This is a genomic window from Priestia sp. TRN 1309 (assembly GCF_050846875.1).
GTDB classification, from domain to species: domain Bacteria; phylum Bacillota; class Bacilli; order Bacillales; family Bacillaceae_H; genus Priestia; species Priestia zanthoxyli.
Genome location: NZ_JBOZGM010000001.1, coordinates 446,795 through 470,934, shown reverse-complemented (window position 1 = coordinate 470,934; position 24,140 = coordinate 446,795). Strand labels below are relative to the sequence as shown.

At 38.6% G+C, this 24,140-nt stretch carries 24 protein-coding genes; 2 read left to right on the top strand and 22 right to left on the bottom strand.

Annotation, left to right across the window (positions count from 1 at the left end; translation table 11 throughout):
• Positions 1-81 precede the first annotated feature (81 nt).
• From ACRPLQ_RS02385 to ACRPLQ_RS02370, 4 genes are all read right to left on the bottom strand, one after another.
• Entirely contained in the window at positions 82-1,482 is a 1,401-nt protein-coding gene (locus ACRPLQ_RS02385; RefSeq protein ID WP_028415123.1) for an ATP-binding protein, read from the bottom strand.
• A 153-nt stretch (positions 1,483-1,635) separates the two neighbouring features.
• Complete coding sequence (locus ACRPLQ_RS02380) at positions 1,636-1,809, bottom strand: YjcZ family sporulation protein (protein ID WP_080518349.1); 174 nt, start codon at positions 1,807-1,809, stop codon at positions 1,636-1,638.
• A gap of 87 nt (positions 1,810-1,896) precedes the next feature.
• Positions 1,897-2,322, bottom strand: coding sequence for a hypothetical protein (locus ACRPLQ_RS02375; protein ID WP_230624675.1), 426 nt, complete (start codon positions 2,320-2,322; stop codon positions 1,897-1,899).
• A complete protein-coding gene (locus ACRPLQ_RS02370) occupies positions 2,312-2,473 on the bottom strand; it encodes a hypothetical protein (protein WP_165573653.1) in 162 nt (53 codons plus the stop codon). Before ACRPLQ_RS02370 ends, ACRPLQ_RS02375 begins: the two co-directional genes overlap by 11 nt.
• A 214-nt stretch (positions 2,474-2,687) precedes the next feature.
• On the opposite strand from ACRPLQ_RS02370, the gene ACRPLQ_RS02365 reads away from it, so the two are divergent.
• The gene (locus ACRPLQ_RS02365; RefSeq protein ID WP_014458542.1) at positions 2,688-3,443 is read left to right on the top strand and encodes a DUF4397 domain-containing protein; all 756 of its coding nucleotides are present in this window, start codon (positions 2,688-2,690) and stop codon (positions 3,441-3,443) included.
• A 31-nt stretch (positions 3,444-3,474) separates the two neighbouring features.
• Here ACRPLQ_RS02365 and ACRPLQ_RS02360 read toward each other — a convergent pair whose 3' ends face one another.
• The 7 genes from ACRPLQ_RS02360 to ilvA form a co-directional block, all read right to left on the bottom strand.
• The gene (locus ACRPLQ_RS02360; RefSeq protein ID WP_028415126.1) at positions 3,475-4,047 is read right to left on the bottom strand and encodes a YpmS family protein; all 573 of its coding nucleotides are present in this window, start codon (positions 4,045-4,047) and stop codon (positions 3,475-3,477) included.
• Between the two features lie 12 nt (positions 4,048-4,059).
• The gene (locus tag ACRPLQ_RS02355) at positions 4,060-4,944 is read right to left on the bottom strand and encodes an SGNH/GDSL hydrolase family protein (RefSeq protein ID WP_014458541.1); all 885 of its coding nucleotides are present in this window, start codon (positions 4,942-4,944) and stop codon (positions 4,060-4,062) included.
• A gap of 236 nt (positions 4,945-5,180) precedes the next feature.
• Positions 5,181-5,759, bottom strand: a complete 579-nt coding sequence (locus tag ACRPLQ_RS02350; RefSeq protein WP_028415127.1) for an SCO family protein — start codon at positions 5,757-5,759, stop codon at positions 5,181-5,183.
• Positions 5,760-5,783: 24 nt separating this feature from the next.
• Entirely contained in the window at positions 5,784-7,400 is a 1,617-nt protein-coding gene (locus tag ACRPLQ_RS02345) for an ATP-binding protein (RefSeq protein WP_028415128.1), read from the bottom strand.
• Between the two features lie 150 nt (positions 7,401-7,550).
• Positions 7,551-8,393: a DegV family protein gene (locus tag ACRPLQ_RS02340; RefSeq protein WP_028415129.1), complete on the bottom strand. Its 843-nt coding sequence runs from the start codon at positions 8,391-8,393 to the stop codon at positions 7,551-7,553.
• A gap of 169 nt (positions 8,394-8,562) precedes the next feature.
• Positions 8,563-8,814 carry a YpmP family protein gene (locus tag ACRPLQ_RS02335; protein ID WP_013058743.1) on the bottom strand — a complete coding sequence of 84 codons (252 nt, stop codon included), beginning with the start codon at positions 8,812-8,814 and terminating at the stop codon, positions 8,563-8,565.
• 161 nt (positions 8,815-8,975) lie between these two features.
• Complete coding sequence (gene ilvA / locus ACRPLQ_RS02330) at positions 8,976-10,247, bottom strand: threonine ammonia-lyase IlvA (RefSeq protein ID WP_013084697.1); 1,272 nt, start codon at positions 10,245-10,247, stop codon at positions 8,976-8,978.
• Positions 10,248-10,478: 231 nt separating this feature from the next.
• Here ilvA and ACRPLQ_RS02325 point away from each other — a divergent pair, with 231 nt between their 5' ends.
• Positions 10,479-10,697, top strand: a complete 219-nt coding sequence (locus ACRPLQ_RS02325) for a hypothetical protein (protein WP_028415130.1) — start codon at positions 10,479-10,481, stop codon at positions 10,695-10,697.
• 294 nt (positions 10,698-10,991) lie between these two features.
• On the opposite strand, the gene ACRPLQ_RS02320 is transcribed toward ACRPLQ_RS02325, so the two are convergent.
• The 11 genes from ACRPLQ_RS02320 to ACRPLQ_RS02270 all read right to left on the bottom strand — a co-directional run bounded on the left by ACRPLQ_RS02320 (position 10,992) and on the right by ACRPLQ_RS02270 (position 24,117).
• Entirely contained in the window at positions 10,992-11,477 is a 486-nt protein-coding gene (locus ACRPLQ_RS02320) for a dihydrofolate reductase (protein ID WP_028415131.1), read from the bottom strand.
• A complete protein-coding gene (locus tag ACRPLQ_RS02315) occupies positions 11,474-12,268 on the bottom strand; it encodes a thymidylate synthase (RefSeq protein WP_013058746.1) in 795 nt (264 codons plus the stop codon). The genes ACRPLQ_RS02320 and ACRPLQ_RS02315 overlap by 4 nt, the downstream gene beginning before the upstream one ends.
• A 267-nt stretch (positions 12,269-12,535) precedes the next feature.
• Complete coding sequence (gene purU / locus ACRPLQ_RS02310; protein WP_028415133.1) at positions 12,536-13,438, bottom strand: formyltetrahydrofolate deformylase; 903 nt, start codon at positions 13,436-13,438, stop codon at positions 12,536-12,538.
• Between the two features lie 284 nt (positions 13,439-13,722).
• Positions 13,723-15,528 carry an IucA/IucC family protein gene (locus tag ACRPLQ_RS02305; protein ID WP_154973165.1) on the bottom strand — a complete coding sequence of 602 codons (1,806 nt, stop codon included), beginning with the start codon at positions 15,526-15,528 and terminating at the stop codon, positions 13,723-13,725.
• Positions 15,525-16,682, bottom strand: coding sequence for an MFS transporter (locus ACRPLQ_RS02300; protein WP_099331241.1), 1,158 nt, complete (start codon positions 16,680-16,682; stop codon positions 15,525-15,527). The genes ACRPLQ_RS02305 and ACRPLQ_RS02300 overlap by 4 nt, the downstream gene beginning before the upstream one ends.
• 3 nt (positions 16,683-16,685) lie before the next feature.
• Positions 16,686-17,975, bottom strand: coding sequence for a lysine N(6)-hydroxylase/L-ornithine N(5)-oxygenase family protein (locus tag ACRPLQ_RS02295; protein ID WP_028415136.1), 1,290 nt, complete (start codon positions 17,973-17,975; stop codon positions 16,686-16,688).
• Entirely contained in the window at positions 17,954-18,547 is a 594-nt protein-coding gene (locus tag ACRPLQ_RS02290; RefSeq protein WP_323873955.1) for a GNAT family N-acetyltransferase, read from the bottom strand. The genes ACRPLQ_RS02295 and ACRPLQ_RS02290 overlap by 22 nt, the downstream gene beginning before the upstream one ends.
• On the bottom strand, positions 18,544-20,298 hold the full coding sequence (locus tag ACRPLQ_RS02285; RefSeq protein WP_323873954.1) for an IucA/IucC family protein: 1,755 nt from the start codon (positions 20,296-20,298) through the stop codon (positions 18,544-18,546). Before ACRPLQ_RS02285 ends, ACRPLQ_RS02290 begins: the two co-directional genes overlap by 4 nt.
• Positions 20,276-21,796: a pyridoxal phosphate-dependent decarboxylase family protein gene (locus ACRPLQ_RS02280; RefSeq protein WP_243495100.1), complete on the bottom strand. Its 1,521-nt coding sequence runs from the start codon at positions 21,794-21,796 to the stop codon at positions 20,276-20,278. Before ACRPLQ_RS02280 ends, ACRPLQ_RS02285 begins: the two co-directional genes overlap by 23 nt.
• Before the next feature lies 1 nt (position 21,797).
• On the bottom strand, positions 21,798-23,162 hold the full coding sequence (locus tag ACRPLQ_RS02275) for an aspartate aminotransferase family protein (protein WP_335707574.1): 1,365 nt from the start codon (positions 23,160-23,162) through the stop codon (positions 21,798-21,800).
• A gap of 262 nt (positions 23,163-23,424) precedes the next feature.
• On the bottom strand, positions 23,425-24,117 hold the full coding sequence (locus tag ACRPLQ_RS02270) for a copper homeostasis protein CutC (protein ID WP_014458532.1): 693 nt from the start codon (positions 24,115-24,117) through the stop codon (positions 23,425-23,427).
• Between the last annotated feature and the right edge of the window lie 23 nt (positions 24,118-24,140).

Below are 24,140 nucleotides of genomic sequence, written 5' to 3'. Positions count from 1 at the left end.
ACACGAACATTAAAATAAAAAAATAAAAAAACATTCGTTTTTATTTCAACCAAATAAAAACCAGCGAACGAATAGCAAGCGCTACGAAATGTTCACTGGTTCTTTAATATACGGAAGAGCAATTTCTACTTTTGTTCCTACTCCTACTTTACTCGCAAATGAAATATGCCCTTGATGCTGTTCGATTATTCGGTAGCTAATCATTAATCCTAGCCCAGTTCCTGTTTGTTTGGTGGAATAAAATGGTTCACCTAGCCGAGCTAAAGATTGCTCATCAATTCCACATCCTTCATCCTCGATAATGACCATGCCGTATTCATTTCTTTTCTCAACGGTAACTTTAACTGTACCTTTGCTCATTGACTCAAGCGCATTTTGAATTAAATTAATAAAAACTTGTTTAAGCGCATTTTCTTCACAAAAGATTGTAATCTCATCACTAATCTCATTAATAATACGACAATTTTTATAATTGGCGTGTGTATCTAATAGTAATGTCACGTGACGTATGATTTGATTGAGACTTTTCGGATGGTATGAATTTTCAATTTTAGGCTTGGCCAGCGTTAAAAATTCTTGAATAATGGATTCGACGCGATTCAATTCTTCAAGCATAATATCATTGTATTCTTCATTATACTGTTTCGATGCTTTTAGCAGCTGAATAAACCCTTTAATCGCCGTCATTGGATTACGGATTTCATGTGCTACTCCTGCCGCTAGCTTGCTCACCATTGTAAGCTTTTCAGATTTGCTTGCCATTTCATCATATTTTTTTCGATCCGTTACGTCGCGAATAATATACTGAATGGCATCCTGTCCTTCAAACTTAATTTTGGTTGCCGAAGATTCAATAATGACGACCCCTTTTTTAGTCAATAGTTTCACATCAACACGTGGCCTCACGGACATTCCATTCATCAGCTGAACCATTCGTTCTTTTACAATTTCTAAATGTTCGGGATGAATAAAGTGAAGCCAAGGACGCCCGATATACTCTTCTTTTTTCTCGCCGCCAAGAAGTTTAACACCAGCGGGATTCAAATATTGGATTCTGCCTTCTCTCGTTACAATAAATGCATCTTGACTTTGCTGGACAAACTGCTTATATTGCTTCATTTTCCGAATGACTTCCTCTTGCTTTTCAATACTTGAGGAAAACTCTTTCCACTGAACAACTAAGAGCGGAATATCTTCTTCCGTGCGCTGAATATGGATATGCATCGGAAACTGCTGATCTACTTTTTTCTTAAGTAAAACAACTTCTTCCTCTTGCTTTCTTAACGGTTCCACTTCATGCTTTTCAATAAAAAAGCGATTTGGCTCTTCAAATACATTACAGGAAAGAAGCCGTTCCTCCGTCGTTTTAAAAAGGTGGCAGCAAGCTTCATTTAAAATTTGAATATCGCCATCCATATTCATTACGAGCATTGGTGTAAATGACATTGAAAATAGCTGTTGAAATACTTTTTCCTTTTCCATATATTCACCTTCGCTTATTGAGTTACTAGCTATAGTATAATATGGTAAATGTTGATTTGGCAAAATTTTTTTATTATTTAAACAATTTATATGTAAGTTTGTCCTTTTCCATCTTTTATAAAAAGCTCGCACATGCGAGCAAATGAGACCTAATCAGCAAAAACAAGTGCAGCCAATGATGATTAATAAAATAAATAGCACAACAATTAATGCAAATGACTGGCCCGTTCCGCAATGATGATAACCGCCAATTGGATAGTGGCAAGTATCATATAGGTGGTGATAGCCTCCGTGATGGCATGGGTCGTAACAATCGTAGTTATACATAGCAATCTCTCCTCTTGTTTTTTTCATTTCGTACACTGTACTTTATATGCGTTAGTTGATTGTCCTGTATGTGCATTCGCCCATTTTTTACTTTCTCTTACGCCATATTCGCCTTTTGGGCTGCAGCGTATACGAAAACAACAAAAGTAAAATACTGCCCATCACCAGTAGCGTAGTAAAATCTTTCATAAACTCAATAATGACCCCTATATACGGGAGATGGTATGCGTAGCTTCCAATCACTTTAAAAGAAGCAGGCAAAGAATTTCTTTGAGCTGTAACCAGTACATCAGGGTCTTGATTATGGGCCAGTACAAGTTCATTCTTTGAAGAAGATGATTCGTCTCTAAAGACAACTATATCTCCGCGATGCAGGTGGTGATAATCCGTTTCTTGAACGGTCACAGTGAAACCAAATAGGCTTGGAACTGTGCTAACAAATAAAAATGTAAAGCAAATTGCATAAAGAACAAGTACATATCGAAACGCAGAAAACATACATTTATTGATCATAGGTAATCAGCTCAATTCGCTCGGTTACTTTATTTAGCGCGGGGGTAATGTGATTAAATGAAGTAGAGCGCTCTGTAAATTGAATTAAAAGTAGCAGCAGTAAAAAACTTAACATGATTAACCGTAGCATCCGAGCATAAAAATCACGCATGCTCTCACTCCTTTTTTCTATACTAAATTCAGTCGTACAATAAGCCTTCAGTCAATAATTTGATTCAGTATATGCACATAGAGGGCGTTTGGCTCATTGTTTCTTCTTGGAGGTCTCGGGAGTGATCAGTGATCGGCATAAATTATGAGTTTTAGCATATGTTTGGTTACGTATGGAAATGTTTTTATACTCCGACAATAAGGGAGCTGAACATATGGCTAATTATTCCTTTGATCAATATATTAAAAAAGCAATGAAATACGATTTTCTAGCTAACTACTATAAGTATAGTGATCCATCTAAGCATATTCATTATTATCAAAAGCATTTGTACTATATCCAGCAGGCCATCTTAACTTCTTCTGAAAATACGAATTTACGCGTAAATCCGCCGCAAATTCGTATACTTCACGCTTCTCCAGATTCTCCATCTGTAGATATTTATATTAACAACAAACGAGTGATTCGCAACTTAACTTATAAACAAGAAACAGATTATATTGAATTACAAGAACCTGGAAGATACACAATTTCTATTTATCCCGCTGGAGAAACGGGAAGACCTGTTTTAACGGAATCATTTACATTTGAAGGAAACCAAAATTACACGGTAGCGGCGGTAGATGAGCTAAACAAGCTTGATTTATTATTTATCTATGACAATACGGATGTACCAAGTGGAGAAACGAAGCTTCGGTTTGTGCACCTTTCTCCTGATGCTCCTGCTGTGGATATTGCGGCTAGAGGTGGAGACGTCATTTTTTCTGGCGTGCAGTTTAAAGAAGTCACAAAATATTTGCCTTTATCCCCCATGCATGTTCAACTTAGTGTGCGCATAGCAGGAACCAAAAATGTAGTACTCGAAATCCCAGCACTGAACCTTCGCCCGAATCGAACATATACGGTATATGCCGTCGGATTTGCTAAAAACCGTCCTGCATTAGAAGCGCTGATTTCCCAAGACCGTTAACAAAAAAAACCTTCCAAATTGGAAGGTTTTTTTATTCACTGCGCGAAATTAAACGTACGCGAATATCATCATTTTTTAAATCAAACTTTTGTACTTTTACAGCAAAATCACTCTCTAACTTCATCTGCTGTAACGCTACGTATACTGATTCATTCTTTGGATCGATTGTTACCCATTCTGGTAGCGCAAAATTATTATTTACGTATCGAAGCACTGTGCGGACAGGCAGCTGCAGCTTTCCAACAGAAAGTGACTGCTGTTCAAGCACAATATCTCCATTTTTTTGTACGATCGGATCAAATGTCATTCGAATATTAATATCATCGCCGAATACTTGAATCGTTCCGTCTACTCTTACTACATCGGTAAGAGTAATTTTGTAGTTAAGCGGCTGATTCTTAAATTCTTTTTTTAAATATTTATCAATCAGTACATTTAAGTCCGCTTTTTTAGCCAAAATAGTTAGTTCTGCGTCTCCTTCTACTTTTTCAGAGGGAGTTGGATTGACCTTGTCAACCGGTTGAAAAATAAACGCAATAATAAGGATAGCCCCTAGAACATTAATCCCTAATAACGCGATAAATAGGGTTTTCCACTTCTTCATATAACAATCTCCTTACTCGTTCCCACTCTCTTTCGTGTTTTTCTCTTTTTCATCAGATGTAACTTCTTCTGCTGTTTCCTTTTTCTGGTCTCCAACGAGAGGATCTTCTTCCTCCATTGATTTACTAATGCGCTCAGCCATTAGTTTGTACCCTTTTTTATTAGGGTGAAACTCGTCTTTCCCTAATAAATTTACGTCAGAATCATAAAAAATATCATCAATTTTTACATAACTTACATTATCATATTGAGAAGCAATTTTCTCGCTTGCCGCATTCCATTCATTAATAACGACATTAATTTCTTTCACATCACTTAACGATTTAAAGAATGGATTATAAAAACCGATTAAATAAATATGGGCATTAGGATTAAGCTTACGTATGCGTGAAAACACGTCATTTAGACGTTTTTCATATTTTGACTGCTGTGATTCAAACGTCTTAATTGAGATATTGTAAAAGTAATCCCTTACCACTTTCATCACGTCATTGCCGCCAATTGTCAAGAAAACGATGTCTGCTCTTGATACTTCAGCTGCTACTCCCGGCTGATTTAACCTTGCTAATAGCTGATCCGTCCGGTTTCCTCTTTTGCCTAGATTCTCTGTTCGTACATTTTGCACTTCATTTTGTTTAGAAAGGTATTTAGTTAAGTATGGTACATAACCGCCTTTTTTAGACTCATCTCCTACTCCTTCAGTTAATGAGTCGCCAATGGCTACAATATCTAAATCTACAGGGAAAAAGCCTTTCGGAATATGCTTTTTAGGTGTTAAATCCACTTCTTTCTGAACGGCTTCTTCTTTATTGTCCGTTGGCAAAAAAGTCGTCGTCGAACAGCTCGCTAACACCACCGCACTCATACTGCTTATCACTATACTTTTCCATTTTCTCATCATAACACCTACTAACTATGCTGTATTCTCGCTGTCACAAGCAATACTGCTTACCGCTCTGAATAACTATATCTTTATATCTTATCATACTATGTCAAGTTGATATTTTACTACGTTTCTTATATATAGTATATGTAAAAAAAAGGATAAGCATGTTTCTTTCATAAAAATATCCGCTCACACATCGCTGTAAAGATAGCTGTGTTTGGCGGATAGATTTGACGATTTTATAGCTCTTACTGAAGGGTTTTAATATCTTTTATCATATCATCATAAGGAGGATCAGTCACTCCCTGATAAGATTTTTGAACCACTCCATCTTTGTCAATTAGAAAAAAATACGTACCGTGAATAACCTGCGGATCTTCTTGCGGCTTTTTCACAATCATCTTAAATTGATCCAGCGCAAACTTTTCAATTTCCGCTTGTTTATAGCCCGTTAAGAAATCCCAATTCGAAAAATCAGCGCCAAATTTAGTCGCATAGTCCTTCATTTTCTGAGGAGTGTCCACTTCAGGGTCTACGCTAAATGAAACAAAGCGAACGTCCAGGCCTTCATCCTTAGCCATTTTTTGTAATTTAGCCATATGAGCCGTCATTGGGGGACATACGGTTTCGCAGCTTGTGAAGATAAAGTTAGCTACCCAAACGTTCCCTTTCAGCTGACTTAGCCCTACTTTCTTTTGATCTTGGTTAACATAAGAAAAAGAGTCCATCTTCCAATTAAGCGGATTTTCTATTTTGGAACCACAGGCTGTTAACATCATGCAACTAATAAGCAGTAAAAAAAACAATTTATAAGACCAGCTTTTCATATGTTCCTCCTGCACGGTTAAAGTTTAGTCATAGCTAGGGAAAATCAAGATAAACGTTGAACCTTTTCCTGGTATGCTTTCCACTTCAATTCTTCCATTCATTTGTTCCACCAGTTGATAAGAAACCATCAGACCAATCCCTGTTCCTTTTTCTTTTAAAGAATAAAACGCTGTTCCTAGCCGGTTCACTTGTTCACTGGTCATGCCTATACCAGTATCTTCAATTTGAATATGTACATGCCCTTCTCGCTTGTAAAGCCCCACTCGAAGCGTTCCCCCAGCTCTCATGGCTTCAATTCCATTTTTCATAATATTAAGCAGAACTTGATTCAATTCGTTTCGGCTGCCGCGAACATACATCTCTTCTTTTGCGTCTAATTCTATGAGTATATTGTTTGTTAATAAAGCATAAGAAGATAATAAATCTACTAAGCTTGTAATACACTCCAAGCAGTTAATAAAACGATGCTGGTGAACATCCGGCTTGGCTAACGATAAATAGTCATGAATAATCGCTTCTGCTCTGTCCATTTCATTAATCATAAGATGAATGTAACTTAATTCAGTGTTTGAAAGCTTTGTGTTATCTTGAAACAGCTGCAAAAACCCTTTTACCACCGTCATAGGATTTCGAATTTCATGCGCTACAGAAGCAGCTAATTGGCCAATTGCATTCATTTTCTCCGCTCGCTGCAATTCCTTTTGCATCCTCGTTTTTTCCATAATAACTTCCAATTCATCAATCGCTTTGGTAATTCCGTCTTTTGTATGACTGAGATCTGTTTCTACATTCAGGTGTTCTTTTGTTACTGACACTTGATGAAAAAGCTGCTGCAGCCGCTCGGTCATTTCATTAAATCTTGTGTGTACATTCCCTAACTCAGAATCATCTTCGTGTGTCAGCTTCACATCAAATTTCCCTTGACTCACCGCTTGAATTCCTTCTATTAATTCCCCAAGGGGCGACATTAATCGCCTTAGTCCCCAGTCTTGAATCACAATAATGAAGGTAAACAGAAGCGTAAACGCAACGACCAAAGACACAATTAAACGTTTTTGATAGATATAGATAGCGCTTGCATCTACATCTACACCAAGAATAGCCACAACTTTTCCAGAGCTGTTTGTAATAGGCGATAAAACGGTTATCCACGTCCCGAATTCGTCTTTGTATGTAGATGTTACGATATTTTTCTTTTTTCGTTCTGCTTCCTTAAATGATTTGTAAAATTCTTCTCCCCCATAATAAATCATGGACGGCTCTAGCGATTGCTTAATTTTCTTATTCGCTGTTACGATAATCTTATTTCCATGCGATTTGAATTTTTCGGTCGTCATAATATATCCCTGCAAGTACGACGGATGCAATTCATAAATCTTTCTGAACTGCTTTTCTAGCTCGTCTTTTTCAGGAATCGGCCCGTTCCTTGAATCCACTGCTGCTATTACGTCTTGTTTAGATAAAGACTCCCTCCATAAATCGGCCATAATTAACACATGCTGCGTTAACGTCTCTTTCGCCATTTTTTTTTGAACTTGATAGCTAATGGCTAAAGAAATGACTCCAAGGGCAACTACAATTAAAGTAGAAAATAAAACCGTTTTGTTAAACACACTCAAATTTCGAATATATTTTTTCATCGGTATACTCCGGATTCAAAAGAATAGTAACCAGCACAGCATTCGCTGGTAGAAAGTTGATTCTATTATATCACACGTTCGTCCACTTCTCTTTCTCCTTTTTCCAAAAAAGAGAAAGCCAAAAAAGTGACTTGCAAAAAGCAACTCACTTTATTCAGCAAAATACATAAAACCAATTGCACCAATACCCGTATGCGTCGAGATAATAGGCGTCGTATCTTCAATCGAAAATTGCGTATAGCCTCTTGCCTTCACGATTGATTCTTTTAGCTTAGAAGCGAGCCCAAGTCCATCTGCATGTACAAGCCCTACTCCTTTAATACTTTTTCCTTCTGTATGCTCTTCGAACTGCTTCGTTAAAAACTTAACAATTTGAGAATGACTGCGCACTTTAGCAACAGGAGTATATACTCCGTCAGCTAGGGAAGCAATTGGCTTAATATTTAAAAGAGAACCGATTAGCCCTTTTCCACGTCCAATACGTCCACCTTTAACCAAATTTTCAAGCGTATCGACTACGACAAAAAGATTCGTATTTTGACGCACCTCTTCCAAGCGCGCGACAATTTCTTCTACCGTATGCCCCTCTTCAATCATTTTCACCGCTTCAAAGACTTGAAACGAAAGAGCTTTTGTAATGTACATAGAATCGACAACGGTGATATTTCCTTCTACCATTTGAGCCGCGCTTTCAGCTGCTCGAACGGTTCCGCTCATTCCTCCAGTCATATGAATGGAAATGACGTCATACCCTTCACTCACTAATCGTTCATATACTTCAACAAAAGAACCAATAGCCGGCTGAGAGCTTTTTGGTAATTCTTTTGAATTTTTCATTTTTTCAATAAAATCTGTCGGCGTTAATTCCACGCGATCCAAATATGTTTCATTATCAATATTAATACATAAAGGTATCATCTCAATACCGTATTTTTCAGCTTCTTCCAACGTTAAATCAATTGTTGAATCCGTTACCACTTTAATTTTCGACATGTGTTCACCCCTATAAGATGCATTGCAGACTAGTATAACATGAACGCTTACAACAATATAGTTATAATAGAATGCAAGTTTTGCTAATTCGTAAAATGCATGTTCAACCTTTTAAATCAACAAAAAAAGTTGACTCTGCTGAAATATTCAGAAAAGTCAACTTTTACGTTTATGCATTATGCTTTAATACATGAGACTTAAAGAGCTGTTCGTAATCTTTCCATTTCAGCACGCGTTTTAAATATTCTTGAAACGAGTAGGTTTGCTTCGGAACTGATTCGTTCGTGATTTGTCTAATAAATAAATCAAGTTTTGCAGATAACATGAACCGAAACGTGCTATTTTCCTCTAAAACTGGAATTTCAGTAATTTTTACTTTTTGACCACTGACATGTTTAAATTCAAGGCTTTTTAATAGCAAGGCGATCAACCCTCTTTTTACCCGTTTATTTTATTATAATGCTTGAGGTACTTTCTGTCTTGATAAAATAAAAAGAAAACACAAATATTTTTTAAAATAAAAATGCTTCATCAACTTATTCGACAGTTGATGAAGCATTCCTTTTTAAAACGACCTTCTATTTAAATAAATAAGTGAAACAAGTTGCTTTCTTTATTAATTTCTGTGTAAGGAAATCCTTTTTTATCCATACGATTAATTAGTGGATAATAATCTTCTTTATGCTTAAGCTCGATTCCCACAAGTGCAGGCCCGCTGTCTTTGTTATTCTTTTTCGTATACTCAAAGCGCGAAATATCGTCTGTCGGTCCAAGCACTTCGTCTAAAAATTCACGAAGAGCTCCTGCGCGCTGAGGGAAGTTAACGATAAAATAATGCTGTAATCCTTCATAAATCATCGAACGTTCTTTGATTTCTTGCATACGTCCAATGTCATTGTTGCCTCCGCTGATGACGCAAACAACCGTTTTTCCTTTAATTTGCTCACGGTATGAGTCAAGAGCAGCAATCGAAAGAGCTCCTGCTGGTTCTGCTACAATCGCATTTTCATTGTATAGAGATAAAATGGTTGTGCAAACCTTGCCTTCAGGAACAACTACAATATCGTCCACAAGCTCTTTACTGATGTCATACGGAAGCGTTCCAACTGTTTTAACAGCCGCTCCGTCTACAAATGGATCGATTGCCGGTAGCGTCACTACATTTCCATTTGCTAAAGATGTCTGCATACCAGGCGCGCCTGCTGGTTCTACCCCAATCACAGCTGTTTGAGGCGAGATGCTTTTTACGTATGTGCCGACACCGGAAATTAATCCGCCCCCGCCGATACCCGCAAATACGTAGTCAATTTCATCTTCACAGTCATTGAACATTTCAACGGCTACTGTACCCTGTCCTGCAATAACGTCTACATCATTAAATGGATGAATAAATGTTCGATGCTCCTCTTCACTGCATGCAATAGCTTGTTCATAAGAATCATCAAACGTATCTCCGATTAGTACGACCTTTACGTTATCTTTGCCTAGAAATTTCACTTGATTAATTTTTTGGCGTGGCGTTGTGCTCGGCATAAAGATTTTACCATCGATATTTAAATGACGGCACGCATATGCTACACCTTGTGCGTGGTTTCCTGCACTTGCACAGGCAATTCCATTTTCTAATTCTTCTGGGGATAACTTTTTGATTCGATTGTACGCACCGCGGATTTTAAATGAGCGCACCACCTGTAAATCCTCACGTTTTAAATAAATATTACATTCATATCGTTCAGACAAAACGTCATTACGCTGTAGTGGTGTATGCACAACAACATCTTTAATCAATTGATTTGCAATCATGATGTCCTCTAAATGTACGTGTTTTGTTCGATTATCTACTTGTTGTTTCATAACCAACTTCCTTCCTCTTCTACCATTATTAATTTGTACATTATATCACATAAAATTTAGAAAAATCATTATTTTTCATTAATAATGACTAAAAAAACTTTTCTAACTATTTTACTGTCCACATACTTTACATATGTTTAGCAAACGCTAAATAGACTTACAAAATTGCCCATACTTTCTACATGCAGCTGATGCTATAACAGGTATAAATTAAGAAAGGTTGTGGAATAAATGGAGTTTTCACTTCAAAGTTATGAAAGTGCCATTCCGTGCGAAGTAGTTGCAGATGAAGAAAACGGTAGATATATGCTTCGCAAAGCAGATACAAGCGGAGAAGTTTTTAATACACCAAGCGAGCTGATTCAATGGATTGAAGCAAACTGGAGCGCTGAACAGTTTGTTAGCACAGCCGCTTTTCACGAAATGATGAAGCAATTAAAATCAATATAAAAAGAGATTGAGACATAACGAAATAGACCCCACCTAAAGACGTCTAATATGAATCGGTTTTTACACCGCAGTTGATTTCCGTGCAAGACTTCGCTTTCCGCGGGCGGTGAGCCTCCTCATTGCTTCCGCTCCCGCCTGAGTCTTCGCCTTGCCCTCCAATCAACTGCTAAAAGCACCTACAGACATGAAACCTACGTTCACCATCACAAAGAAAGATCCGAACGATGAATCGTTCGGATCTTTCTTCAACTACCATACTTTTGTCCCAGACTCGCATTTTTTTAATAAGGGAAATCAGCTTCGCTCGTATACGGTAAAATAATACGTGTAGGGATTTTTTTCATCTTTAATTCCTTGCTGCTTCGAAATAACTTTCCATTCGCTCAAATCAATCGCAGGAAAATGTGTATCGCCGTCAAAAGATTCTTCAATATGCGTAATATAAAGTCGGTTTGCAACGTCTAATGTTTGCTCATACAGAGTAGCTCCACCAATCACAAAGAGCTCGTCTTCTTTTTCAGCATCTAATGCTTCTAGTTCCTCAACTGAATGAATAACGGTTGCTCCTTCTTGCTGATAATCTTTTTGACGCGTAAGAACCACATTTTCGCGATTAGGGAGCGGTCGTCCAATTGATTCAAATGTTTTTCTTCCCATTACAATCGTATGACTCGTTGTGATGCGCTTGAAATACTTTAAATCTTCCGGAAGACGCCATGGCAAATCATTCTCTTTACCGATCAGCCTATTTTGATCCATTGCGACAATGAGGGAAATCATACGCTCACAGCTCCTTTAATGTGAGGATGCGCATTATAATCTACTAATTCAAAGTCTTCAAATTTAAAGTCAAAAATTGATTTTACGTCTGGATTGATTTTCATTTTTGGTAATGCATGAGGCTCGCGCGTCAACTGCAGGTTTACTTGTTCGATGTGATTGCTGTAGATATGCGCATCACCAAACGTATGAACAAAATCACCTGGCTCTAAATCACACACTTGTGCCACCATCATTGTAAGCAGCGCATATGAAGCTATATTAAACGGTACGCCTAGGAAAATATCAGCTGAGCGCTGATACAATTGACAAGACAATTTGCCGTCCGCTACATAAAACTGAAATAAGCAGTGACAAGGCGGCAAAGCCATATTGTCTACATCAGATACATTCCAGGCGCTTACCATTAAGCGGCGCGAATCAGGATTGTTTTTGATTTGATTAATAACATTTGTAATTTGATCAATTTTTTCGCCGTCCGGCGTTGGCCATGAACGCCACTGATGACCATATACAGGGCCAAGCTCGCCGTTTTCATCCGCCCATTCATTCCAAATGCGCACGCCGTTATCTTGTAAATACTTAACGTTTGTATCTCCTTGTAAAAACCAAAGCAGTTCATGAATAATTGATTTCAAATGAAGTTTTTTTGTCGTTAATACCGGGAAACCTTCTTGTAAATTAAAACGCATTTGATAGCCAAATGTGCTAATTGTACCTGTTCCTGTCCGATCTTCTTTTTTTGTTCCATTTGCTAACACATGCTCGCAAAGTTCAAGATATTGTTTCACTTCCGACACTTCCTTTATTAAAAAGTCCTTTTCTATTGTATAAGTGTTCACGGGCTAAGTAAACAACTAAATCTCAGCTCATATAGAAAAGTTCTTTATCATGTAGGTACGCGATTTCCCCGAAAAAAAACGAGAATGAGACCTAATGAAACCTACGTTTACCATGACCATAAAAAAATCCGAACGAATTTCATTCTCTCTCAAGAATCTCGATTCATCGTTCGGATCTTCCTTCGGCTAAACTACTTTTTAACAGCTTAGTCTTTGTTAATTAAATACAATTGTGCGGTTTTCATGCACTAAAATGCGGTCTTCTAAGTGCCATTTCACAGCGCGTGCAAGCACCGTACGTTCAATTAAGCGGCCTTTTTTCTTTAAGTCATCCGCATCATCACGGTGATTCACGCGTTCAATATCTTGTTCAATAATTGGTCCTTCATCCAAGTCGTCCGTTACATAGTGAGACGTAGCACCAATTAATTTTACGCCTCGTTGATATGCACGTTCATATGGACGTGCTCCAATGAATGCCGGTAAGAATGAATGGTGAATATTAATAATGCGATACGGATTTTCAGCCACAAAGGTCGGCGTTAAAATTTGCATATAACGCGCTAAAATAATTACATCAATATCATAATCTTTTAATACTTGAAGCTGTTTTGCTTCTGCTTCTTGACGAATGTCTTTTGTCGCTGGTATATGCTTAAATGGAATGCCAAACGATTCAACTACTTCGCGCGCATCTTCGTGATTGCTTACAACGACAGCGATGTCTGTCATCAAGTCTCCGCTTTCCCACGCCCACAGCAGCTCTAGCAGACAGTGAGGCTCTTTTGACACAAAAATAGCTGTTTTTTTCAAATTATGAGCATATGTAAACTGCCAGTTCATCGAAAATGTATCGGCAATCTTTTTGAAGCTTTCTTCTAGCTTTACTTCTTTAGCTAATAAATCCTCACATTCAAATTCGAAACGGATAAAAAACATGCCGCCTTCATGGTTTGTTGAATGTTGACTTGATTCTACAATATTTGCACCGTGCTCATGTAAAAACGTAGACACAGCGGCTACAATACCCGGTTTGTCCGGACAGCTAATTAGCAGCCGACCTCGGTTTTTATATTTCTCTTTATATGAAGTTAAATGTTTTTGAATATGCGATTTCATGTAATTCCCTCTCTTTTTTTAAATATACAGACAATTGTACCATTATCCTTGTAGCGATGCGACATTGAAATAAGGCTTTGACAAAAGAAAGCCGAAACGTTTGCTTCGGCTTGCGTATTTGTTGTTCTACCATCTACTCCATCAAATCGTTCATTCACTGATCTTTACGTTCTACACATACATAAAATGAGTGTTTCCTAAAGTGCTGCAGCTCATCCCCTTCGCTTCCTGCTTTTGAATTAACCATAAAAAGCCGCTGGCACAACACCAGCGGCTTTTCCTTATTATTGCACGGCTTTTTCACTAACTTCATGCAAGGCATTCCTCACCGTACCATATTCGCTTGCGTGAGGACGATCTCCGTCATCTTCGTATCCGTAATCAAACATTCGATTTCGATTTAACGTTAATTTCGTAATGGTTGGACGTAATAAATCAAACAGTTCAAATCGTTTTTTCAAATGTGGAAATGATGCTTGATAATGCAAGATTTCTGCTCGTACACTTTTCCAAAAGTCCTCTTCTTCTACACCTTCATGCTCTTCTAAGATGCTTGCTAAATAGCGGAAGTGACAAACAAATAACCCTGTTAAAATAAACTGCGTCAATCCTTCCGGCTCTTCGCTGCGCAGCACTTCTTTTAATTCAAAAGATAGCTGCTGCAGTTCTTCAAACGGCTGATCGCTAATATTCACGTCGTCTACAAAATCCTTCATAATAATTCGAACGGGCTTGTTGTTTTTAAGAACCAGTACCGTATTTTGACCGTGCGGGGAAAATACAGTGCCGTATTGATACAAGTAATGAAGTAGCGGCGGCAACACAGCGCTGGTTAGCGCATCAATCCACTCGTTAGGAGTTAAGCCTGACTTTTCAATATATGACGAAACTAAAGCTTTCCCTTTACTGTCAACATGTAAAAGCGCAGCTAGCGTAATCGCATGCTCTCCTTCTTCTAGCTCTTGATAAATGCTTTCACGCCAAACGACTCCAAGCATCTCTAGATACTGATAAGGCGCATTTTTAATAGAAGCGAACGTCGGCTGAGTTACGTTTAACGTAGCCACTTCACCTAAAAGTCCTACTTTGCACGTATCTTTTAAAAACGCATCGCGATCTCGTATGCCTTTAATGTGCTGAGTGACTTGAGGTGCAATGACCGTCCGCTCACTTGGAAGCCCTCTGTATACAAGGGTATTTAATATACTCATGGGAAGCTTTACATGATATTTATCTCGATTTGTTGTATTCACAAATGTCCGAATCGACTGCTGAGGAAAGTATTGATCTTCACCTTCTCCTAACGGAACAATTAAATCATTTGCAATGTATTCAGCGAATAAAGGAACAATTACGTTCATCCACTGCCATTCATGAACGGGAATATAATAATAGTCCGCTTTCGAAAGGCCTTGGCTTGTTAATTCTTTTTCAAATTCAGCTAGCCTCTCACCGCTTAGCTCCTGCTTCATAACATCATCAAAGCCGAGGGTATCCAACGAATGAAATGAAGCAATTTGCTTCTCTACAGCAATCCATGAAAGCTGAATTTCTTGTTTTTGCTCAGGCGCAAACCGAAGATAGTCATCATAACCAAACCCAATGCGCCCTTTATTATACGTAATCCAAGGATGTCCCGTCATTTCACCTTCTAGCTCTGCGTAATCCATATCTGCTAATTCATCAGCTGATTTTCGATTTTGTAAATGCAAATCTGCTATTAATGTATGAAAATATTCTTTTGCTAAGTGACCTGCGGTTGAGCTAGACATTCCTTTGTCTTCAGATAGGCTAATTAACAGCTGCAAGGCCTCCGAAAATGTAGGGGTTGACGTTTTAGATGTCAACTTAATACTTTCTGGTAGTACAGAAAAACTGTCAAACAATCGTTGTTTCGCTTGATATGTATACGTAACGCCCCGGTGATCTTCCCATCGATACGTGGCAAGCGCACCCTGCTTTTGCAGCTGTTTTGGCTCAATAATATTTTCATACATAAATTCCTGCAGCATTTTAGCTAAAAGCTGTCGATTTGCTTTTTCCCATGATTGCTTATTAAATACGGAAAGATTCGTTTCTTTGATTTTCATCCTTCATTCTCCTTTACTTGTCTTAGAATAGGGATTGTTTTATTACGCAGCGGCATTACAGCGCTAGCAGCTAGCAAAGCAGCTGCTCCCGCTACTAAAGGAAATGCCAAATCCACTTTGCTGATTTCTAATGCTACAATCGGTGCAATCAGCAGAGCGATATTTTGAACAGCAATAAGCCAGCTGTAATAGTAAGCAGCCGCTTCTTTACTTTTTCGAAATAAATAGATATCCAGTATAACCATGCTGAGATAAAACCCGGCTCCATATAAAATTCGGCTGATAATAAACACGCTGAGATGATCAGCATATGCCTGCAAACACAGCACCAAAACACTAGCACCCGTTATGCCATAAAAAAGCGGTATAACGTTGCCGTTCAATAGTTTGGTAGGTACCGTAAGCTTTAAGACAATCGCCATAATACTCGGCATCGCATACAGCAAAGCGCTGCCTTGACTGCTCATGCCATATGTTTCATGTGTAAACAATGTAAAATAAGGGCGAATGACATTGTGCCCAAGGTAAAAAAAGAAAATCGCCAGCAAATAAAAAAAAATGGGCTCGTTTATGCTTTGAATGGATGCCGGTGTTTTTTCTGCTTTTAAAGGTAATGCTTTTCTTGTTAAGAGCCATACGGCCAGTACCATATCAATTAAAGCAAAGTATTGATATACGTTAAGCGGCATTTCCCATGCAATAACCGTACTTCCAAACAAGCTAGCGACAATAATCGCCGTATGAACAATAAATACATACGTTGTTGCAGCACTTGCCTTTTTCTGTCCTTTTTTCATGCCGCCTACTAAATAGGGGTACAAAAGATATAAACTGCTTTGAAATAGGAGCAGCACTAAGGAAGTAGCTAAAAATCCATAAAAAGTAGAAACTTCGCTCAAAATGACTTTAATTAAGGCCGTCATTAAAAGTGACGTTACAACTACATATTTTACGTTCCATTTCTTAAACAGCATTCCCCATAAAGGTGTCATAACAATGACCACAATCCGGCAGCAAATAATGAAAAAAGACGTCATCGCCACTCCATCTACATGAAATGCATGTGTAAAATACTGTGGATAAAATGGTGATAATAATACTTCTGACGTCATGGTCATAAACAAGCAGATAAAAACAAAGCGCGGAGAAATCATTTCTTAAAATCCGAACTTTTGGAAAACAGTATTTTTATATATTTTGTACACGCTTTTGCCTGCAATTTGGTTAATCAAAACAGCATTGCGATAAGCGCCTAAACCTAAGTCCGGTGCTCCAACTCCGTGTGTATGAAGCTCTCCGTTTTGCACAAATAGCGGGGCTCCTTTCTTCTTCATCTCAACTTGATAGCGTTCGTTAATTTTCAGCTGGCCTTTTTCATCGAATAGTACATGTTCTTTTAAACCTTCCATAAAAGCAGGCTCTTTTGCATGATAGCCAGTAGCCATAATGACAATTTCACTTTCTTCTTTTTCAAATGAGTCCTGCTCGTATTGGTGAAGAGTCAGAAGATGTGTATCGTTTATCTTTTCAACGCCTGCAAGTTCCGTAAGCGCGCGCATCGTTAGAGGCACTTCTTTTCCTCCAATTGTTCGTTCGTAAATCAAATCATAAATATTCCCGATTGTTTCAAAGCTTATTCCTTTATAGAGGAGAGCTTGATTTCGTAAAACGCTCTCTTTTTTCTCTTCGGGCAATCTGTAAAAATAGCGGGTATAATCCGGTGAAAAATGTTCAAGGCCAAGCTTTGAATATTCCATTGGATAAAAACCTTTTGAGCGCGTATACCAATTCAGCTTATACTCAAACTCAGGCTGCTGTTGAAGTAAATCATAGACAATTTCAGCTGCACTTTGACCAGAGCCAATTACGGTTATGCTTTTAGCCTGCAGCGTTTGCTGACGCTTCATTTTGTAATGAGCGGAGTGATAAAACGTATCGCTTGCCACTGTTTGAAAGTCTCTTGGCACTACGGGCTGCGTACCTACTCCAGTAACAAGATGATAGCTGTAATAGGTATAAAGCTTTCCTTCTTTTTCAACTGTTACTTCGTAGTAAGGCTTAGCGTCTTCATGCATTTTTACTTCTTTTACTGTGCTGTTAAATTCAAGCCCACTCAGCTGGCTCGCTACCCAGCGGCAATAGTGATTGTATTCATTTCTCGGAATATGAAACTTTTCAAAGAAATAAAACTGATACAAGCGCTCATGCTCATGCAAATAATTTAAGAACGTGTATGGACTCTTCGGATCCACCATCGTGACCACATCTGCCATAAACGGCACTTGAAGTGTTGTCCCTTCTAAAAGCATTCCTGGATGCCAATTAAACTCATCCTTTTGTTCAAAACATTTATATGTACAATCTTTTTTATCAATTAAAGCGGCTAATCCTAAATTAAATGGACCAACTCCTACTCCAATTACGTCTAAAATGTCCCGTTGTTCCATTCGCTCCACCTTCTTTCAAATACTTCTCTTTCACATTTCATCAGTACACCCGTTTTATCAGGCAGCGACACTTCTTTCATGAATTGAAACCCGCATTTTTTAAATACTGCAATCATTTTTTCATTTCGTCTATCTGGCTCCGCTATTACTTTAGCAGTGTCTGCTACGTTAAACTTATGCTTTAGCAAACTAAGAAGGAGCGGATAAATATAGCCTTTTCCTAAAAAAGCAGGGTCTCCAATCAATAAATGAATTCCTTGATCTCCTTTTTCATAAGGATAATAGTTACTGATTATGTCACCTTCAACCATATAAGATTCCCAATAGCTCATAGGTACACCATCAATTTCTCCGATTAGCAGCTTTTGATGAGAATCAGCTAGAAATGTTTTTAAATGCTGCTCGTACGCCTGTTTTGAAATATTTAAATTCCAATACGGAATAACATGCGGTTCATGCATCCACTTGTACAGCCGTTCGAAATCTTTTGCAAAAGAAACAGAGCGAAAGGTAATGCTCTGCTCCTTTTGCTGAATCATAAATGGATACTGCGTTTGCAAGGCTGATTTCATACACGTACACCTGCAGATTCGAACAATGGATTCTCGACATTTACATAAACAGACTGTGTTTCAAGAGATCCTACCAGCTCATCCATATCATGAACGCGCGTTAAGAAGTTGGCTTTGCAAGGAAGCACTTTCTCTTCTAACATTGATGAAACAAGCCCTGTATGATCATTTTCTTTGTACATCTCGATCTCTTGTCGCAAAATCAATAGCAGATCTGATTCTTGAGCGAGGCCAGCTGCACCAAAAGCGTTAACTAATCCTAAAATATGATTAAAAAATACGTAATAACGAAATCTTTCTTCTGCTACAGCGTCATCACAGACCGTATCGCTTTCTCCGTTTAAGGAAGGAAGCAGCTTGCGAAGCTCTTGTTCCTTTGATTTCATAAAGTAATAGCCTTGGTTATCGCGGTAGTAAAACACCGATGGATATCCGTTTTCATCAAGTTTAATAACGGAGTTTTGCTGATGAGCTTCCAGCGCAATTCCTTTTTGAGTGTAAAGCCACATCATAGGATGAAAAGATACGTCTAAATAGCGTTTAAACCAGCGCTTGCTTACATCTTCAGTCGTGCTATTTTCACTTGCAGCAATGTGATGAATAATATTTTCAATTTGAGAAGCTTCTCCAAACACATGATCTTGACACAAACTGGCTAGAAGTGTTGTACGATCCCCTTGCTTACCTTGAAAAGGATTGCTTCGAATCATAACTTCAAATCCAAGCTCCTTTTCTCCAAGCGTGATGTAAGCAGGGTCTTCAATTACTTGAAAAGCCGGATGATTTTCGTGAAGCTCCGCCTGTAATCTCTTTTGCAATAAACGGCTAACTTCTACCCCTCTGCTTAATTCTTTGCGTTTGTTCACTCTCAGTGAATTAGTGATTTTTACCGGAATGGAAAATTTGTACATCACATCTGCATTGTTACTGTATACGGTTCGAACAGACGAAGTCGGATAAAACGGCTGACCGTGTGGCCCTAGATAAGCAAGCCTGCCTTTTTGAATCCATTGGCACACTTCTTCTTTTCCTAAAAGATAACGAGCTTGCAGCGGATGCATAGGTATAAGTGAATAATCGTCCGCTTGGCAATAAGACTGTATGAATTCTTCAGAAACCGTCTTATCTTTTTTCAGCTGCTCTTTAATAAGCTGTGAAGCGGTTTGATTTCCAGCGGACTGTTCTGCAACGAGAGATGCATGCGCTTTAAAATAATGAAGCTGAAATTCCCCGTTCACTTCAGGTCCAAATACCTCTTCTTCTTCAGGTAATATCCCTTGGCGGCTTTTAGGTGTTGGATGCAGCTGGTGCCCAATAAGCAGGGACTGTTCAGATTCTAAGAACGTTTTGTCCCATTTATAGCACGTTTCTAACTCTTTCTGCCTTTTTTCAATGAATAATTTCATATTTTCATAGCTTAATAGAACACGTATAATTAGCTCATTTACTTGTACTAAATGATCCGTTACTTCTTTTAAAAGAAAGGCCAAAAGAGTGACGATATCTAACTCCTTAATCTCCTCTTGCTGAATACGATAAGAAAAGTTTGAAAAGAACAAGTGACGTCCGGTGGCTGAGCGGTACTTTACTGGAAAGTAAAGAGTTACCGGCTGTTTTTCTAGTCTAAGAACGAGCGTTTCCTCACTTTTTATTTCTGAAACGGACTGCCATACTCCCTTACCTGTCTCTCGAATATAGCAATTAATAATGTTTTGCATCGTAATAAAATTAGCCGATAACTGAGCGTTCACGTAATCGCTCCTCCTTTTTCTCCAACTGTTTGCCTAAAGCAACAACTTCCTCTAAATGAGTGACAACAGAATCAAATGTAATCATAGGATTTAACATCGTTAGTTTTAAATAGACTCGTTCTTTATGCTTTGTTTTTGCCATGATAAACGTGCCTTTTTCGTATAAGTGCTGTTGAATACGCTGATTCAACCTATTTTCATAATGCTGCTGCTTTTGACAATCACTATATAAAATATCTGGTACATAGCGAAAGACAACCGCGTTCATATAAGGGTCATTTAACACTTCTACATTCCTTTGTTTTTGTAAGTAGTCAGCTGTTTGCTTAGCAGTTTCAATCGTGTGGTCAACCATTTCTCCGTATTCATTTGCACCTACTGCACCGAAAGTAAGCCAGAGCTTCAAGGCGTCAAACCGCTTTGTCGTTTGAATGCTGCGGTCTACTAAGTGCACATGCTCATCTTCTTCAGGATTTAAATAATCTGCATGAAGCTGAATGTGTTTAAACATAGCTGAATTTTTCAGCAAAAATGCTCCGCAGCTTACAGGCTGATAAAACCATTTATGAAAATCCATCGTGATAGAATCCGCTTGTTCAAGAGCTTGTAAGCGTTCACGGTACTTATGGGAAAACAGCAGCCCTCCTCCATAAGCGGCGTCAGCATGGAGCCAGAGCCCTTCTTTTTTAGCAAGCTCACTTATTTCAAAAAGAGGATCTACGCTGCCAAAATCTGTTGTACCTGCCGTTGCTACAATAGCAAAGGGAAGGTTGCCCTGAGCTTTCACTTCCTGTATTGCTTCTTCTAAGCTTTTTATATCCATTTCATGCTGCTCATTGCACTTTACACTCACCACTGCACGCATGCCCAGCCCAAGCTGAGCTGCAGATTGTTGCACCGTAAAGTGCGCTTTTTCCGAGCAGAAAATCCGCAGTTTTTTAGCTTGGAACGGTAAGCCTTCTTTACTAACATCCATTGAAAAGGCAGAATGGCAATATTCATTACGAGCAAGCAGGAGTCCCATATAATTTGACTGCGTCCCTCCGCTTGTAAAAATGCCTGAAGATGAGCTTGGATAACCAATTTGTTGTGTTAACTCATCAATCACTTTATCTTCTATATACGTAGCTGCCGGACTTTGATCCCACGAGTCCATAGATTGATTCAAAGCAGAAATCATCACTTCCGCAGCAAGAGCGGGTATAATCGGAGGGCAATGCAAGTGCGCCATTGCTCCGGGATGCGAAATATGAAGCGAATGATTCATCACTACTGCTTGTACGTTATCAAATAAATCTTCTAGCGGTTGTTCGTGCTTGCTAAAATAGACAGAACGATTGACTAAGTTTGACAACTCTTCAACGTCGATGTGAGTATAAGCGGACTTTAATTCATAGTAGTGACGTTTGATCATCTCAGTCATTCCGCCTATCATCGCTTCATAATTCTCGAGGCTTTCCTTTGATGATGATAAAAACCACTTTTCAAACGGTGCCATTCTATTTATTCACCCACTTCTCTTCTGCTGCTTTTACCGCTTCTTCAAATTTCGTTAATATTTCATCCGTTTGTTGTTTCGTTAAAATTAATGGAGGAAGCAAACGAATAACAGCACCATGCCTTCCACCGACTTCTAAAATGACGCCTCTGTCAAAACATTCTTTTTGAATCAGCTTAGCTAACTCACCGTTTGCAGGATGACTGCCGATTTTATTAGCCGGCTTTGTCGCGTCGATGATTTCAACACCCAGCATCAAACCTCTTCCGCGTACATCTCCAATCGACAATACTTGCTTTTGAATATGTCTTAGCTGGCTTTGAATGTAGGCTCCCAACTCGTGAGCATGCGCAGGTAAGTTTTCTTGGTTTATAAATTGCAGAGTAGCCCGTCCTGTAGCCATTGCAAGCTGATTTCCTCTAAAGGTGCCGATATGTGCACCTGCTTCCCATTGATCAAGCCTTTTATCATACAGAACAACGGATAATGGAAGGCTTCCTCCAATTGCTTTAGACAGTACTAATACATCTGGTTCGATATCAGCGTGCTCAAATGCATACAGTTTTCCTGTTCGTCCAATTCCAGTTTGAACTTCATCCACAATAAGCGGAATATTTCGTTCTTTTGTAATTCGACGAAGCTCTTTTAACCATGGAATCGGTGCTGGAACAGAGCCTCCTTCTCCTTGTACAATTTCTACTACAACACCGGCAGGAGTAACAATTCCGCTCTCAGGATCATCCAGCATATTTTCAATATATGTACTAATATACGTGTGTCCTTCAGCACCTACGCCAAAAGGGCAGCGATATTCATATGGGTAGGGTAAAAAATGTGTATCTGGCACTAGCGCATGAATGTGCTTTTTTGGACTCGTTGTACCGCTGATGCTTAATGTTCCGTGTGTGGAGCCGTGATATCCCCCTTGAAAAGATAAAATCGTTCGGTTGCCTGTTGCTGTTTTCACAAGTTTCAAAGCCGCTTCAATTGCGTCTCCTCCAGTGGGACCGCAAAACTGAATTTTCGCTTTGTTTGCGAAATTTTCCGGCAAACTAGCGAATACTTCATCGATAAAAGCTTCTTTTACAGGCGTTGTTAAATCTAATGTATGTAAAGGAATAGATTTTGCTAAAACGTCTTGAATTGCTTCATGAACTACGTGATGGTTATGACCAAGAGCAAGTGTGCCGGCTCCTGCTAAACAATCAATATACTCTTTTCCATCCATATCCGTGATCACGGCGCCTTTTGCCTGTTTAATCGCAATAGGAAGGCGTCTAGGATAAGATCTTGCATTGGATTCTCGTTCATTTTGCATAGCAAGCAGCATTTCGTTTGATGTAAGTTGTTTCGTTGACGTTGACATATCATATCCTCCTGTTTGTTCAATTGATAATGATTTTCATTAACAATTACAACAATAAATGATAATGATTATCACTGTCAATAATTATTCTGAAAATATGAAATTATTCCTATTTCACTCTACAGTCGTAAAAACTCAGTATTTCTCTTATGTATCAAGGGTTAAAAGAGTTTTATGTTGTTTTCCAATTAGGGAAAACTATGTAATAAGTCCCTTTCTATTTCCAAATAAAAAAGTGCTACAATTTCTTGTAGCACTTCTGTTACTTTTGCTTATTCATCGTTTCTTTTGCAGCTTTTACACTCCTTGGGTCAAGCGGTTTCGTATATTGACAATTTACTCGAACCCCTGAACCAATACGAATTTCTTTCACGGGAGTAACGGATAAGAACGCTTGAAGATTTTCAGGCTTCAGCCCTTTTGTCCCGATTAAAATAATATCTTTATCTTTCATTCTTCTTAACAGCTTTTTAATATGAGGAATACCGTTTAGCGCACTTTTATCCGCTCCTGAAGTCATAACACGCTGAATTTGCTTATAGCTTAAAAGCGTTTCAAGCGCCTTTTCTTGATCACTGATTTCATCAAATGCTAAGTGGAACGTTACGTTCATTTCTCCTGCCGCATCCAGCAGTCGCTTTAAAGCTTGCTCATCGATAATTTTGTCTTCTGTTAAACAGCCAATTTCAATTCCATCAATGCCAATTTCTCTTGCATAGTGAATATCTTCAATCATTGTTTGCAAATCATCTTCATCATATTGAAAAGATTGATTATGTGGACGAATCATCACAAATATTGGGATATGTATCGTTTCTTTCACTTTTTTCATCAAACCGTAGCTTGGGGTTAAGCCGCCTTCACCGATTCCAGTTACAAGACTTATCCGATCGGCACCATGTTCCTGGGCAACTTTAGCATCATGCAAGGTTGCAGCTGTGACTTCTAATATCATTCTAAAAACACCCTTTCCCCTTT

What these genes read in the sequence shown, in the direction of transcription:
- ACRPLQ_RS02355 (WP_014458541.1), bottom strand. Translation starts at nt 4,944, where the DNA reads ATGAGAAAATGGAAAAGTATAGTGATAAGCAGTATGAGTGCGGTGGTG.
- ACRPLQ_RS02340 (WP_028415129.1), bottom strand. Translation starts at nt 8,393, where the DNA reads ATGTCGAAAATTAAAGTGGTAACGGATTCAACAATTGATTTAACGTTG.
- ACRPLQ_RS02370 (WP_165573653.1), bottom strand. Translation starts at nt 2,473, where the DNA reads ATGCGTGATTTTTATGCTCGGATGCTACGGTTAATCATGTTAAGTTTT.
- ACRPLQ_RS02375 (WP_230624675.1), bottom strand. Translation starts at nt 2,322, where the DNA reads ATGATCAATAAATGTATGTTTTCTGCGTTTCGATATGTACTTGTTCTT.
- ACRPLQ_RS02345 (WP_028415128.1), bottom strand. Translation starts at nt 7,400, where the DNA reads ATGAAAAAATATATTCGAAATTTGAGTGTGTTTAACAAAACGGTTTTA.
- ACRPLQ_RS02365 (WP_014458542.1), top strand. Translation starts at nt 2,688, where the DNA reads ATGGCTAATTATTCCTTTGATCAATATATTAAAAAAGCAATGAAATAC.
- ACRPLQ_RS02300 (WP_099331241.1), bottom strand. Translation starts at nt 16,682, where the DNA reads ATGATTTCTCCGCGCTTTGTTTTTATCTGCTTGTTTATGACCATGACG.
- ACRPLQ_RS02290 (WP_323873955.1), bottom strand. Translation starts at nt 18,547, where the DNA reads ATGAAATCAGCCTTGCAAACGCAGTATCCATTTATGATTCAGCAAAAG.
- ACRPLQ_RS02325 (WP_028415130.1), top strand. Translation starts at nt 10,479, where the DNA reads ATGGAGTTTTCACTTCAAAGTTATGAAAGTGCCATTCCGTGCGAAGTA.
- ilvA (WP_013084697.1), bottom strand. Translation starts at nt 10,247, where the DNA reads ATGAAACAACAAGTAGATAATCGAACAAAACACGTACATTTAGAGGAC.
- ACRPLQ_RS02270 (WP_014458532.1), bottom strand. Translation starts at nt 24,117, where the DNA reads ATGATATTAGAAGTCACAGCTGCAACCTTGCATGATGCTAAAGTTGCC.
- ACRPLQ_RS02360 (WP_028415126.1), bottom strand. Translation starts at nt 4,047, where the DNA reads ATGAAGAAGTGGAAAACCCTATTTATCGCGTTATTAGGGATTAATGTT.
- ACRPLQ_RS02305 (WP_154973165.1), bottom strand. Translation starts at nt 15,528, where the DNA reads ATGAAAATCAAAGAAACGAATCTTTCCGTATTTAATAAGCAATCATGG.
- purU (WP_028415133.1), bottom strand. Translation starts at nt 13,438, where the DNA reads ATGAAATCGCATATTCAAAAACATTTAACTTCATATAAAGAGAAATAT.
- ACRPLQ_RS02350 (WP_028415127.1), bottom strand. Translation starts at nt 5,759, where the DNA reads ATGAAAAGCTGGTCTTATAAATTGTTTTTTTTACTGCTTATTAGTTGC.
- ACRPLQ_RS02295 (WP_028415136.1), bottom strand. Translation starts at nt 17,975, where the DNA reads ATGGAACAACGGGACATTTTAGACGTAATTGGAGTAGGAGTTGGTCCA.
- ACRPLQ_RS02385 (WP_028415123.1), bottom strand. Translation starts at nt 1,482, where the DNA reads ATGGAAAAGGAAAAAGTATTTCAACAGCTATTTTCAATGTCATTTACA.
- ACRPLQ_RS02280 (WP_243495100.1), bottom strand. Translation starts at nt 21,796, where the DNA reads ATGGCACCGTTTGAAAAGTGGTTTTTATCATCATCAAAGGAAAGCCTC.
- ACRPLQ_RS02275 (WP_335707574.1), bottom strand. Translation starts at nt 23,162, where the DNA reads ATGTCAACGTCAACGAAACAACTTACATCAAACGAAATGCTGCTTGCT.
- ACRPLQ_RS02320 (WP_028415131.1), bottom strand. Translation starts at nt 11,477, where the DNA reads ATGATTTCCCTCATTGTCGCAATGGATCAAAATAGGCTGATCGGTAAA.
- ACRPLQ_RS02380 (WP_080518349.1), bottom strand. Translation starts at nt 1,809, where the DNA reads ATGTATAACTACGATTGTTACGACCCATGCCATCACGGAGGCTATCAC.